This window comes from Streptomyces sp. T028 (assembly GCF_048159505.1).
In the GTDB taxonomy this organism is placed as follows: Bacteria; Actinomycetota; Actinomycetes; order Streptomycetales; family Streptomycetaceae; genus Streptomyces.
The window spans coordinates 30,104-43,489 of sequence record NZ_JBLRVZ010000018.1 but is presented as its reverse complement, the minus strand read 5'-3'; the positions used below and the strand labels follow the sequence as shown (position 1 = coordinate 43,489).

Below are 13,386 nucleotides of genomic sequence, written 5' to 3'. Positions count from 1 at the left end.
CCGTGGGACCTGTGGCCCCGCGTGGGCAACGAACGGCCGAGCGGGAGGTCACGCATACTGGGCTCTGTTATGGAAACCGTCATCCTTGCTGTAGTCATCGCCGTGGTCGTGCTCGCGGTGCTCGGCGGGCTCGTCGTCGGCAGCCGGCGCAGGAAGCCGCTGCCCCCGCCACCCCCCGCAGCGCCCGACATCACCGCGCCTCCGCCCGAGCCGCACGTCGGCGACGAGGCCGAGACGCCGCGCGACGAACCGCGCCGCACGATCGAGGAGGTGGATCTTCCCGACGGCGCCCCGACCGGGGTCGCGGTCGAGGAACCGCCCGTTGTCGAGGCTCCCGAGATCGAGATCGAGATCCCGGAGCCCACCGCAGGGCGTCTCGTACGCCTGCGCGCCCGTCTGTCCCGCTCCCAGAACGCCCTCGGCAAGGGGCTGCTCACGCTGCTCTCGCGCGAGCACCTCGACGACGACACCTGGGAGGAGATCGAGGACACCCTGCTCACCGCCGACGTCGGCGTCCTGCCCACCCAGGAGCTGGTGGACCGGCTGCGCGAGCGGGTCAGGGTGCTCGGCACCCGGACCCCGGAGGAACTGCGCGGCCTGCTGCGCGAGGAGCTCCTCCAGCTGGTCGGCACCGACGTCGACCGCGTGGTGAAGACCGAGCCCGAGAACCGCAAGCCCGGCATCGTGATGGTCGTCGGCGTCAACGGCACCGGCAAGACCACCACCACCGGCAAGCTCGCGCGCGTGCTCGTCGCCGACGGCCGTACGGTCGTCCTCGGTGCCGCCGACACCTTCCGTGCCGCCGCCGCCGACCAGCTGCAGACCTGGGGCGAGCGGGTCGGCGCCCACACCGTGCGCGGGCCGGAGGCCGGCGACCCCGCCTCCGTCGCGTTCGACGCGGTGAAGGAGGGCAAGGAGATGGGGGTGGATGTCGTCCTCATCGACACCGCGGGCCGGCTGCACACCAAGACCGGGCTCATGGACGAGCTCGGCAAGGTCAAGCGCGTCGTCGAGAAGCACGCCCCGCTCGACGAGGTGCTGCTCGTCCTCGACGCCACCACCGGGCAGAACGGCCTGGTCCAGGCCCGGGTCTTCGCCGAGGTCGTCGACATCACCGGCATCGTCCTGACCAAGCTCGACGGCACCGCCAAGGGCGGCATCGTCGTCGCCGTCCAGCGCGAGCTGGGTGTCCCCGTCAAGCTCGTCGGCCTCGGCGAGGGCGCGGACGACCTGGCGCCGTTCGAGCCGGAGGCGTTCGTGGATGCTCTGATCGGCGAGTGAGGGCTGTTTCATACCGCCCATGGACCGCAACCATCAATTGAGCTACCACGACGGCGACCAGCCAGGTCCGCGAGAGCGGCGCCGGTTTAGGCGCAAAAAGGGCGAAGCGCCCGCCCCCAGGTCCAGTGGGAGCGGGCGCTTCGCTGTGTACGGCGGAGAGTGGAGCCCTACGCGCGTGAGCGATGCGCCACGTACGCCAGGGTGCCCAGCAGCAGGCGGGCCTCCGGGGGCCGGGTCGCCGAGTCCAGGGCCGGGGGGCGCAGCCAGTGGACCGGGCCGAGGCCGCCGCGGTCGGAGGGCGGGGCCGTGACGTACGTACCGGGGCCGAGGCCGCGCAGGTCGAGGGCGGCCGGGTCGTCCCAGCCCATGCGGTAGAGGAGGCCGGTCAGCTCGGCGGCGGCGCCGGGGGCGACGAAGAACTGGGTGCGGCCCTCGGGGGTGGCGGTGACCGGACCGAGGGGGAGGCCCATGCGCTCCAGTCTGACCAGGGCGCGGCGCCCCGCGGGCCCGGCCACCTCGATCACGTCGAACGCGCGCCCGACCGGCAGCATCACCGAGGCGCCCGGGAACTCCGCCCAGGCCCGCGTCACGTCGTCGAGGGTGGCGCCGGCGGGGACCCGCGCGGCGAAGTGCAGGGGGTGCGCGCCGGGCTCGCGGCAGTCGGCGCGGCCGCAGGAGCAGAGGCCGGCCGCGGCCCGGGCGCCCGGTACGACGTCCCAGCCCCACAGCCCCGTGAACTCGGCGACGGCGGTGCACTCGGACGAGCGACCGCGCCTGCGCGCCCCGGAGCGGATCTCGCGAATGCCGCCGATCGTGAAGCCCATGCCCCCTCCAACGGGTGTACCGCGCCACTGGTTACGTAACGGTCCTATGTCGTAACTCTGTGTGCTTGTTGCCCGTCGGCCGCCCGTTCCAGGCAGCGTCCGGAAGCGCGCCGGGTGGTGTGGTGGGCGACACGCGCCCCCGAGTGCTTCGTTCCGCTCACCCCCACCCGTCCTGTGTCAAGTGAATCGCTTACGGGCCATCGGTAGTTCATTCGAAGGGGTGGCGAATGGTGGCGTTTCCGGGATCCTCGTGGCTGGATCCGTGATCGTAGGATTACTTTGAGTGTGCGGGTCCTGGAGGCGCATGCGGTTGTGGGTATGCCGGAGGCAAGTCGACTTTCCGTTCGAGGGGTGACAATTACCGGACGAGGGGCCGTATTTACCGGCATTCTGATAAGGCTTGGCGCACTCAGTGACAAGTGGTCTCAGGGATGGGGGCGTTCCAGTGAGCGGCAACGACGGAAGCGGGAGTAACGCTTCGAGTGCGGACAAACGCCCGAACGAGCTGCTCACCTCCTGGTTCGTGCGCAGCGGCTGGTCGAAGGGTGAACTGGCCCGCCAAGTCAACCGTCGCGCACGCCAGTTGGGCGCCAACCACATCTCCACGGACACCTCACGTGTGCGCCGCTGGCTGGACGGCGAGAACCCCCGCGAGCCCATCCCCAGGATCCTCTCCGAGCTGTTCTCCGAGCGGTTCGGCTGTGTCGTCTCCGTCGAGGACCTCGGTCTGCGCGCCCCGCGCCAGGCGCCCTCCGCGACCGGAGTCGACCTTCCCTGGACGGGTCCGCAGGCGGTGGCCCTGCTCAGCGAGTTCTCGCGCAGCGACCTGATGCTGGCGCGGCGCGGCTTCCTCGGAACGTCGCTGGTGCTGTCCGCGGGCCCGTCCCTCATCGAGCCGATGCAGCGCTGGCTCGTCCCCACACCGCCCACCCCGCTCACGGAGCCGGAGTCCGTCCCCACCAGCCGGGCCCGCGGCCGGCTCTCCAAACCCGAGCTGGACCTGCTGGAGTCCACCACGGTGATGTTCCGGCAGTGGGACGCCCAGTGCGGCGGCGGACTGCGCCGCAAGGCCGTCGTCGGCCAACTGCACGAGGTGGCCGACCTCCTCCAGGAGCCCCAGCCCGAGACGACCTCCAGAAAGCTGTTCAAGGTCGCCGCCGAGCTGGCCGAGCTCGCCGGCTGGATGAGTTACGACGTCGGGCTCCAGCCGACCGCCCAGAAGTACTTCGTCCTCGCCCTGCACGCCGCCAAGGAGGCCGGCGACCGGCCGCTCGGCTCGTACGTCCTGTCCAGCATGAGCCGCCAGATGATCCACCTCGGACGGCCCGAGGACGCGCTGGAGCTGATTCACCTCGCGCAGTACGGCAGCCGGGACTGCGCGAGCCCGCGCACCCAGTCCATGCTGTATGCGATGGAGGCCCGCGCCTACGCCAACATGGGGCAGCCGGGGCGGTGCAAGCGGGCCGTGCGCATGGCCGAGGACACCTTCGCCGACGCCGACGAGTGGGACGAGCCGGACCCCGACTGGATCCGCTTCTTCTCCGAGGCCGAGCTGTACGGCGAGAACAGCCACTCCTTCCGCGACCTCGCCTATGTCGCCGGCCGCAGCCCCGCCTACGCCTCGCTCGCCGAGCCCCTGATGCAGAAGGCCGTCCGGCTGTTCGCGGACGACCCCGACCACAAGCGTTCGTACGTGCTGAACCTCATCGGCATGGCCACCGTCCATCTGCTGCGCAAGGAGCCCGAACACAGCGCCACCCTGGCCGCGCAGGCCATGCGGGAGGCCAAGAAGGTCCGCTCCGAGCGCGTCAACACTCGTATTCGAAAGACCGTCGACAGCGCCGTCCGTGACTTCGGAGACCTCTCCGAGGTCGTGGACCTCACCGAGCGGCTCGCCATGGAGCTGCCGGAGACGGCCGAGGCCGTCTGACACCGAGATCAACTCAGCAAAACCCTTGAACCCCGGCCGCGGCCGGCCCTCCCGAAGTGCCCGACTCGGCTCCCCCATGCCAGGTCATCGGAAGGCCGTCCGCGGCCGGTTTCCCTCCCCGAGGGAAGGTTGCGCCACGATAACGATCCACTCGGGGAACATCAGGCAGTTCACCGACGTGTAACGCACCAGGCGCCTTCGTCACGCCCGCGAAACAACGAGGGGCTTCCACCGAAACCGCGCTGCGCCAATCTCATGGCGCATAACCGGCCCACCCCTCTTTTCCGCTCTGGCTTCGCCCGCACGGGGCCGTACTACGACGAGGAGACGCCGATGGCACCAGCCATCACGCTTGCCGCAGACAAGCTGTCCGTGGCCAACACAGGCTTCATGCTCATCTGTTCCGCCCTGGTGCTGATCATGACCCCGGGTCTTGCCTTCTTCTACGGAGGCATGGTCCGGGTCAAGAGCACCCTCAACATGTTGATGATGAGCTTCATCAGCATGGGCATCGTCACGATCCTGTGGGTGCTGTACGGCTTCTCCATGGCGTTCGGCACGGACCACGGCTCGTTCATCGGCTGGGAGTCCGACTTCGTCGGATGGACCGGCATCGACAAGGCCGACATCTGGTCCGGGTACACGATCCCGGTCCTCGCCTTCGCGGTCTTCCAGATGATGTTCGCCATCATCACGCCCGCCCTGATAAGCGGTGCCATCGCCGACCGCGTGAAGTTCTCCGCCTGGGCGCTCTTCGTGGCGCTGTGGGCGACGGTCGTCTACTTCCCGGTCGCCCACTGGGTCTGGGGCACCGGCGGCTGGGCCTTCGAGCTCGGTGTGATCGACTTCGCCGGTGGTACGGCCGTCCACATCAACGCGGGTGCCGCGGCGCTCGGTGTGATCCTGGTCATCGGCAAGCGCGTCGGATTCAAGAAGGACCCGATGCGCCCGCACAGCCTCCCGCTGGTCATGCTCGGCGCCGGTCTGCTGTGGTTCGGCTGGTTCGGCTTCAACGCCGGCTCGTGGCTCGGCAACGACGACGGCGTCGGCTCCCTGATGTTCGTCAACACCCAGATCGCCACCGCCGCCGCCATGCTCGCCTGGCTCATCTACGAGAAGATCCGCCACGGCGCGTTCACCACGCTGGGCGCCGCCTCCGGCGCGGTCGCCGGTCTGGTCGCCATCACCCCGTCCGGTGGCGCGGTCACCCCGATCGGCGCGATCGCGGTCGGCGTCATCGCCGGTGTCCTGTGCGCCATGGCCGTGGGCCTGAAGTACAAGCTCGGCTACGACGACTCGCTGGACGTCGTCGGCGTCCACCTGGTCGGCGGTGTCGTCGGCTCCCTGCTGATCGGCTTCTTCGCCAGTGGCAAGGGTCAGTCCGACGTCGAGGGCCTCTTCTACGGCGGTAACGCCGACCAGCTGTGGAAGCAGTGCGCCGGTGTCTTCGCCGTCCTCGCCTACTCCCTGATCGCCTCCGCGGTGCTCGCCTTCCTCCTCGACAAGACCATCGGTATGCGGGTCGACGAGGACGAGGAGATCTCCGGTATCGACCAGGCCGAGCACGCCGAGACGGCCTACGACTTCAGCGGTGCCGGTGGCGGCGCCGCCCGGACCTCCGCGCCGGCCGCCGTCGGAGCCGAGAGCAAGAAGGTGGACGCATGAAGCTCATCACCGCCGTCGTGAAGCCCCACCGGCTCGACGAGATCAAGGAAGCCCTGCAGGCCTTCGGCGTGCACGGCCTCACGGTCACCGAGGCGAGCGGTTACGGTCGTCAGCGGGGACACACCGAGGTCTACCGCGGCGCCGAGTACACGGTCGACCTGGTCCCCAAGATCCGCATCGAGGTGCTGGCCGAGGACGACGACGCCGAGCAGCTGATCGACGTCATCGTCAAGGCGGCCCGCACCGGCAAGATCGGTGACGGCAAGGTCTGGTCCCTCCCGGTCGAGACGGCCGTACGGGTCCGCACCGGCGAGCGCGGCCCGGACGCGCTCTGACCGCAGAACAGAACAGGAGTCGCTGGGTGACGAGCACGGATGTGCGAAACGAAGCAGAGGGCTCGGGACCCAGCGGCTATGCGGCGGCCCGGCTGCGCCTCCTCACCGAGGAGGCGCGGTCCGGGCCGCCGCGCCGTGCCGCCCTCTCCGAACTCACGGACGAATGGCTGACCGGACTGTTCACCGCCGGAGCCGCCGGAGCCGCCGGAGCCGCCGGAGCCGCCGGAGCCGCCGGAGCTTCTGGAGCGTCCGGCGCCGAGGCGCTCAAGGGCGTCTCCCTGGTCGCCGTCGGCGGCTACGGCCGCGGTGAGCTCTCCCCGCGCAGCGACCTCGACCTGCTGCTCCTGCACGACGGCAGTGACAGCAAGGCGGTCGCCTCCCTCGCCGACCGCCTCTGGTACCCGGTGTGGGACCTGGGCCTCGCCCTCGACCACTCGGTCCGCACCCCCGCCGAGGCCCGCAAGACCGCCGGGGAGGATCTGAAAGTCCAGCTCGGCCTCCTCGACGCACGCCACCTCGCCGGCGACCTCGGTCTGACGTCCGGACTGAGGACGGCCGTCCTCGCCGACTGGCGCAACCAGGCCCCCAAACGCCTGCCCGAGCTCCAGGAACTCTGCGCCGAGCGCGGCGAACGCCAGGGCGAGCTGCAGTACCTGCTGGAACCCGACCTCAAGGAGGCCCGCGGCGGCCTCAGGGACGCCACCGCCCTGCGCGCCGTCGCCGCCTCCTGGCTCGCCGACGCGCCCCGCGAGGGCCTCGACGACGCCCGCCGCCGCCTCCTCGACGTCCGTGACGCCCTCCACCTGGCCACCGGCCGCGCCACCGACCGCCTCGCCCTCCAGGAACAGGACCAGGTCGCCGCCGAACTGGGCCTCCTCGACGCCGACACCCTCCTGCGGCAGGTCTACGAGGCCGCGCGCGTCATTTCCTACGCCAGCGACGTCACCTGGCGCGAAGTGGCGCGTGTGCTGCGCTCACGCGCCGTACGGCCCCGGCTGCGCGCCATGCTCGGCGGCGGAAAGCCCGTCCCCGAGCGCTCCCCGCTGGCCGAAGGCGTCGTGGAGCAGGACGGCGAGGTGGTGCTCGCCCGCGCCGCACGCCCCGAACGCGACCCCGTGCTGCCGCTGCGCGCCGCGGCCGCCGCCGCCCAGGCCGGCCTCCCGCTCTCCCTGCACGCCGTACGCCGCCTCGCCGCCACCGTGCGCCCGCTGCCCACGCCCTGGCCCGCCGAGGCCCGCGAACAGCTCGTCACCCTGCTCGGCTCCGGCCGGCCCACCGTCGACGTCTGGGAAGCCCTGGAGGCCGAGGGCCTGATCACCCGGCTCCTCCCCGACTGGGAGCGGGTCCGCTGCCGTCCGCAGCGCAACGCCGTGCACATCTGGACCGTCGACCGGCACCTCATCGAGACCGCCGTGCGCGCCTCCGAGTTCACCCGCCGCGTCAGCCGCCCCGACCTCCTCCTGGTCTCGGCGCTGCTGCACGACATCGGCAAGGGCTGGCCCGGGGACCACTCGGTCGCGGGCGAGATCATCGTCAAGGACGTCGCCGCGCGCATCGGCTTCGACCGCGCCGACGTGGCGGTGCTCTCCTCCCTCGTACGGCATCACCTGCTGCTCGTCGAGACGGCGACCCGGCGCGACCTGGAGGACCCCGCCACGGTCCGCTCGGTCGCCGAGGCCGTCGGCTCGCAGAGCACCCTGGAGCTGCTGCACGCGCTCACCGAGGCGGACGCGCTGGCCACCGGGCCCGCCGCCTGGTCCTCCTGGCGGGGTTCGCTCGTGGCGGACCTGGTCAAGCGGGTCGGGGCGGTCCTCGCCGGCGACGAGCCAGATGAACCGGACGCCGCCGCGCCCACCGCCGAGCAGGAACGGCTCGCCATCGAGGCGATCGCCACCGGCAGCCCGGTGCTGGCCCTGCGCGCCCAGACCGAACCGCCGGCCGACGCGGGGGAGCAGCCCACCGGCGACCCCGAGCCGCTCGGCGTGGAGCTCCTCATCGCCGTACCGGACCGGGCGGGCGTGCTGCCCGCGGTGGCGGGCGTGCTCGCCATGCACCGGCTGACCGTGCGCACCGCCGAACTGCGCGCCCTGGACCTGCCGGACGGCGTCGAGGGCTCCGTCCTGCTGCTGAACTGGCGGGTCGCCGCCGAGTACGGCTCCCTGCCCCAGGCCGCCCGGCTGCGCGCCGACCTCGTCCGCGCCCTCGACGGCTCCCTGGACATCGCCGGACGGCTCGCCGAGCGTGACGCGGCCTACCCCCGGCGCCGGGGCGTGGTCGCGCCTCCGCCGCGGGTGACGGTCGCCCCGGCGGCCTCCCGGCACGCCACCGTCATCGAGGTGCGCGCCCAGGACGCGCCGGGGCTGCTGTTCCGGATCGGCTCGGCCCTGGAGGACGCGGCGGTACGGGTGCGCAGCATGCACGTCAGCACGCTGGGCGCCAACGCGGTGGACGCCTTCTACGTGACGCAGGCGCAGGGCGCGCCCTTGGCGCAGGACGAGGCGGTTGCCGTGGCGCGGAAGCTGGAGGAGGGGCTGAGGGCGTGACCTTCCGGTCACCCTTGCGTTGACCGGGCGTGCTCCCCGCCGCCGCGGGGATGGCCCTGCCGTGGACGTGTGCTACGTCACCGGCGCTGACTGCTCCCCGCCGCCGCGGGGGTTTCGTCCGTCCCCGTCTGCTGAATGCAGCAGGCGGGGACGAATGTCTTGCGCGGCCGGATACCCTGGAAGACGCTCAGACCCGCCCCCGACCCCGAGGACCGACGCCGCCGTGTTCGATACTCTCTCCGATCGCCTCTCTGCGACCTTCAAGAACTTGCGCGGCAAGGGGCGCTTGAGCGAAGCGGACATCGACGCCACGGCGCGCGAGATCCGCATCGCCCTCCTCGAGGCCGACGTGGCCCTCCCGGTCGTCCGCACGTTCATCAAGAACGTCAAGGAGCGCGCCCTCGGTGCGGAGGTCTCCCGGGCGCTGAACCCCGCCCAGCAGGTCCTGAAGATCGTCAACGACGAGCTCGTCACGATCCTCGGTGGCGAGACCCGCCGGCTGCGCTTCGCCAAGCAGCCGCCCACCGTGATCATGCTGGCCGGTCTGCAGGGTGCCGGTAAGACCACCCTCGCGGGCAAGCTCGGCCACTGGCTGAAGGAGCAGGGCCACTCGCCGCTCCTGGTCGCAGCCGACCTCCAGCGCCCGAACGCCGTCAACCAGCTCAGCGTGGTCGCCGAGCGCGCGGGCGTGGCCGTCTTCGCGCCGGAGCCGGGCAACGGCGTCGGTGACCCGGTCAAGGTCGCCAAGGACTCCATCGAGCACGCCAAGTCCAAGGTCCACGACATCGTGATCGTGGACACCGCCGGCCGCCTCGGCATCGACCAGGAGATGATGCAGCAGGCCGCGGACATCCGGGACGCGGTCTCGCCGGACGAGATCCTGTTCGTCGTCGACGCGATGATCGGTCAGGACGCCGTCAACACCGCCGAGGCCTTCCGCGACGGCGTCGGCTTCGACGGCGTGGTGCTCTCCAAGCTCGACGGTGACGCCCGCGGTGGCGCGGCCCTGTCGATCCGGCAGATCACCGGCAAGCCGATCATGTTCGCGTCGAACGGCGAGAAGCTCGACGACTTCGACGCGTTCCACCCGGACCGGATGGCCTCCCGCATCCTCGACATGGGTGACCTGCTCACCCTGATCGAGCAGGCGGAGAAGACGTTCAGTCAGGAAGAGGCCGAGAAGATGGCCTCCAAGCTGGCGTCGAAGAAGGGCCAGGACTTCACCCTGGACGACTTCCTGTCCCAGATGGAACAGGTCAGGAAGATGGGCAGCATCAGCAAGCTGCTCGGGATGCTGCCGGGCATGGGGCAGATCAAGGACCAGATCAACAACCTCGACGAGCGGGACGTCGACCGCACCGCCGCGATCATCAAGTCGATGACCCCGGCCGAGCGCCAGGACCCCACGATCATCAACGGCTCGCGCCGCGCCCGTATCGCCAAGGGTTCCGGTGTCGAGGTCAGCGCGGTCAAGGGCCTGGTCGAGCGGTTCTTCGAGGCCCGCAAGATGATGTCCCGGATGGCCCAGGGCGGCGGCATGCCCGGCATGCCGGGGATCCCGGGCATGGGCGGCGGCCCCGGCCGGCAGAAGAAGCAGCCGAAGCAGGCCAAGGGCAAGCAGCGCTCCGGCAACCCGATGAAGCGCAAGCAGCAGGAGCTGGAGGCGGCCCAGCGCCGCGAGGCCCAGGCGCAGGGCGGCAACGCGTTCGGGCTGCCGCAGCAGGGCGGCCAGGACTTCGAGCTCCCGGACGAGTTCAAGAAGTTCATGGGCTGACCGACCTCTCTCGGGACACGTACGTCACTGAGGGCGCCCTTCCGCCGGGGAGGGCGCCCTCAGCGCATGCCGAGGCCCGGTGTCTGCCGTAACGTCCAGATATGAGCAACGCCGCTCCGCCGCGCAGGGCCCCCGACCAGCCATGGCGCTCCGAGGGCACCCCGGACGAGGACGGAACACGGCCCCCCGCCGGCTCCGGTGGCCCCGGCGGCAGACGACCGCGGGGCCGCTGGTGGGGCCTCGCCGTCACCGCGGTGATCGTCTTCGTGGTCGTCTACGTCGGACTGAACTACCTCGGCCAGGGCAACGAGCCGACGATCTCGTACACGGAGTTCAGCAAGCAGGTCGACGAGGGGAACGTCGAGAAGATCTACTCCAAGGGCGACGCGATCCAGGGCCAGCTCAAGCAGTCCCGGGAGGACCCCGACGACGGGGGCACCTACACGAGGTTCAAGACACAGCGCCCCGCCTTCGCCGACGACGACCTCTGGCGGAACCTGAGCAGCCACGACGTCACCGTCACGGCCCGGCCCGTCGTGCAGCAGCGCAGTCTGCTGTCCAACGTGCTGATCTCGCTGATCCCGATCGTGCTGCTGGTCGCGGTGTGGATCTTCATCAGCCGGCGGTTCGCCGGTGGCCTCGGCGGAGCCGGCGGGATGCTCGGCCGCAAGGCGCCGCCCAAACCGGTCGAACTGCGGCCCGGCACCCAGCGCACCACCTTCGCCGACGTGGCCGGCATCGACGAGGTCAAGGGTGAACTGGACGACGTCGTCGGCTTCCTGGAACACCCGGACGCCTACCGCAGGATGGGCGCGAAGATGCCCCGCGGGGTGCTGCTCGCGGGCTCGCCCGGCACCGGCAAGACCCTGCTGGCGCGCGCGGTGGCCGGTGAGGCGGGGGTGCCGTTCTTCTCGGCCTCCGCGTCCGAGTTCATCGAGATGATCGTCGGCGTCGGCGCCTCCCGGGTCCGGGAACTGTTCGGCGAGGCCCGCAAGGTGGCGCCGTCGATCATCTTCATCGACGAGATCGACACCATCGGCCGGGTCCGCGGCGGGGGCGCGTCGGTGAGCGGCCACGACGAGCGCGAGCAGACCCTGAACCAGATCCTCACCGAGATGGACGGCTTCTCCGGCTCCGAGGGCGTGATCGTGATCGCGGCGACGAACCGCGCCGACATCCTGGATCCGGCCCTCACCCGGCCCGGCCGCTTCGACCGGGTGGTCAACGTCTCCCCGCCGGACCGCGGCGGGCGCGAGGCGATCCTGCGCATCCACACCCGTGACATCCCGCTCGCCCCGGACGTCGACCTGACCCAGGTGGCCCGCACCACCCCCGGAATGACAGGAGCGGATCTGGCCAATCTCGCCAACGAGGCCGCGCTGCTCGCCGTCAAGCGCAAGCAGGCCCAGGTGACCGCCTCCGACCTCTCCGAGGCCCTGGAGAAGGTGCAGCTCGGCGCCGAACGCACCCTCGTGATGCCCGAGGAGGACCGCCGCCGCACCGCGTACCACGAGAGCGGCCACGCTCTCCTCGGCATGCTGCAGCCCGGCGCCGACCCCGTCCGCAAGGTCACCATCGTGCCGCGCGGCCGCGCCCTCGGGGTGACCATGTCGACCCCCGAGGTCGAGCGGTACGCGCACTCGGAGGAGTATCTGCGCGGCCGCATCATCGGCGCCCTCGGCGGGATGGCGGCCGAGGAGGTGATCTACGGGGTTGTCACGACCGGCGCCGAGAACGACCTGGAACAGGTCACCAACATCGCGCGCGGGATGGTCGCCCGCTGGGGCATGAGCGACCGGGTCGGACGGCTCTCCGCCCTGCCCAGTGACGCCCAGCAGGCGTACGGCCTCGCCGCCGCCCCGGCCACGCTCGACGTCATCGACGACGAGATGCGCCGTATCGTCGACGAGTGCTACGAGGAGGCGTTGCGCAAACTCCGCGACCACCGGGGCCAGTTGGACGCCCTCGCGGAGGCGCTGCTGGAGCACGAGACCCTGGAGGAGGCGGACGCCTACCGCATCGCCGGGATCACCCGGCTCCGCAAGGACGAGGACTGACACCCGGCCCGTACGTCAGGCGTGGTCAGGGTGTACGGGCGATCAGGTACCGGAACACGTTCGGCATCCAGACCGTGCCGTCCCGCCGGCGGTAGGGGTGCAGGGCCTCCGTCAGCTCCTTGCCGACCTGCTCCGGGTCGGTCGCCGCGACCGCCGCGTCGAACAGGCCCGTGGACAGCAGGCCCTTGACGGCGCTGTCCACCCCGGCGTACCCGAAGGGACAGGCCACCCGCCCGGACCCGTCCGGCCCGAGGCCGGCCCGCTCGGCGGCCTCCTCCAGGTCGTCCCGCAGAGCGGGCCGCAGCCGGCCCACGCCGCTCGGGAGACCGGCCCCGCCGGACGCGCGCCCGGGAGCGTTCCCGGCACCGGAGCGCGCAGGGGCCTCCGGTGCCGCCGTGCGGGCCATGGCGTCCGCCCCGGCCACGGCGCGCAGCACGTCCCAGGTGGCGCAGCGCTCCGGCGGGCCCCAGCCGGCGAGCACCACCGGCGCCCCCCGCTCGGCGAGCGGGACCGCCGCCGTGAGCAGCCCGACCAGCCCCTCCGCGTCGCCCCAGAGACAGCCGATCGGCTCGAACGCGGTCACCAGGGTGTACGCGGGCGTCTCCGCGTCGGCCGCGTCCTTCGGTGACCGGCCGGTCAGCCGGACGCCCGCACGCGCGTGTGCCTCCCCGGCCGGGGAGGCCGGGGGCAGCAGCCGCTCGCGCGCGAGGGCCAGCCGCTCGGGGGAGCCGGGCTCGACACCGGTGAGGGACGCGCCTCTGGAGGCCGCCATCAGCAGGGCGAGCCCGGAGCCGCAGCCGAGGCCGAGCAGCCGGGTGCCGGGGCCCACTTCCAGCCGCTCGTAGACGGCCTCGTAGAGCGGAACCAGCATCCGTTCCTGGATCTCGGACCAGTCACGCGCGCGTGCACCCAGGTCCGCGCGGGGCACCGGCCCCGCGTTGGGCAGGTGCTGTCGCACGAGCACAGGTGTCATGAAC

The 13,386-nt window shown here is 71.6% G+C and carries 9 protein-coding genes; 7 read left to right on the top strand and 2 right to left on the bottom strand.

Annotation, left to right across the window (positions count from 1 at the left end):
• The first annotated feature begins 69 nt into the window (after positions 1-69).
• Positions 70-1,281 (top strand): signal recognition particle-docking protein FtsY, encoded by a 1,212-nt coding sequence (gene ftsY / locus ACLZN2_RS17795; protein WP_416979459.1) that lies wholly within the window; start codon positions 70-72, stop codon positions 1,279-1,281.
• A 167-nt stretch (positions 1,282-1,448) separates the two neighbouring features.
• On the opposite strand, the gene ACLZN2_RS17790 is transcribed toward ftsY, so the two are convergent.
• A complete protein-coding gene (locus ACLZN2_RS17790; RefSeq protein WP_416979458.1) occupies positions 1,449-2,105 on the bottom strand; it encodes a bifunctional DNA primase/polymerase in 657 nt (218 codons plus the stop codon).
• Between the two features lie 445 nt (positions 2,106-2,550).
• Here ACLZN2_RS17790 and ACLZN2_RS17785 point away from each other — a divergent pair, with 445 nt between their 5' ends.
• From ACLZN2_RS17785 to ftsH, 6 genes are all read left to right on the top strand, one after another.
• Positions 2,551-4,035: a hypothetical protein gene (locus ACLZN2_RS17785; RefSeq protein ID WP_416979457.1), complete on the top strand. Its 1,485-nt coding sequence runs from the start codon at positions 2,551-2,553 to the stop codon at positions 4,033-4,035.
• Between the two features lie 333 nt (positions 4,036-4,368).
• Complete coding sequence (locus ACLZN2_RS17780; RefSeq protein ID WP_416979456.1) at positions 4,369-5,700, top strand: ammonium transporter; 1,332 nt, start codon at positions 4,369-4,371, stop codon at positions 5,698-5,700.
• Entirely contained in the window at positions 5,697-6,035 is a 339-nt protein-coding gene (locus ACLZN2_RS17775; RefSeq protein WP_003997576.1) for a P-II family nitrogen regulator, read from the top strand. The genes ACLZN2_RS17780 and ACLZN2_RS17775 overlap by 4 nt, the downstream gene beginning before the upstream one ends.
• A gap of 26 nt (positions 6,036-6,061) precedes the next feature.
• Positions 6,062-8,578, top strand: a complete 2,517-nt coding sequence (locus tag ACLZN2_RS17770; protein WP_416979455.1) for a [protein-PII] uridylyltransferase — start codon at positions 6,062-6,064, stop codon at positions 8,576-8,578.
• 223 nt (positions 8,579-8,801) lie between these two features.
• Positions 8,802-10,352, top strand: coding sequence for a signal recognition particle protein (ffh, locus tag ACLZN2_RS17765; protein ID WP_416979454.1), 1,551 nt, complete (start codon positions 8,802-8,804; stop codon positions 10,350-10,352).
• A gap of 101 nt (positions 10,353-10,453) precedes the next feature.
• Positions 10,454-12,409 carry an ATP-dependent zinc metalloprotease FtsH gene (ftsH, locus tag ACLZN2_RS17760; protein ID WP_416979453.1) on the top strand — a complete coding sequence of 652 codons (1,956 nt, stop codon included), beginning with the start codon at positions 10,454-10,456 and terminating at the stop codon, positions 12,407-12,409.
• Positions 12,410-12,434: 25 nt separating this feature from the next.
• Here the strand turns inward: ftsH and ACLZN2_RS17755 are convergent, their stop codons facing one another.
• Positions 12,435-13,382, bottom strand: a complete 948-nt coding sequence (locus ACLZN2_RS17755) for an SAM-dependent methyltransferase (RefSeq protein ID WP_416979452.1) — start codon at positions 13,380-13,382, stop codon at positions 12,435-12,437.
• Positions 13,383-13,386 lie beyond the last annotated feature (4 nt).

Bases quoted from the DNA above. Each gene is read 5' to 3' on its own strand.
- ftsY (WP_416979459.1), top strand. From the start codon at position 70: ATGGAAACCGTCATCCTTGCTGTAGTCATCGCCGTGGTCGTGCTCGCG.
- ACLZN2_RS17790 (WP_416979458.1), bottom strand. From the start codon at position 2,105: ATGGGCTTCACGATCGGCGGCATTCGCGAGATCCGCTCCGGGGCGCGC.
- ACLZN2_RS17780 (WP_416979456.1), top strand. From the start codon at position 4,369: ATGGCACCAGCCATCACGCTTGCCGCAGACAAGCTGTCCGTGGCCAAC.
- ACLZN2_RS17775 (WP_003997576.1), top strand. From the start codon at position 5,697: ATGAAGCTCATCACCGCCGTCGTGAAGCCCCACCGGCTCGACGAGATC.
- ftsH (WP_416979453.1), top strand. From the start codon at position 10,454: ATGAGCAACGCCGCTCCGCCGCGCAGGGCCCCCGACCAGCCATGGCGC.
- ACLZN2_RS17755 (WP_416979452.1), bottom strand. From the start codon at position 13,382: ATGACACCTGTGCTCGTGCGACAGCACCTGCCCAACGCGGGGCCGGTG.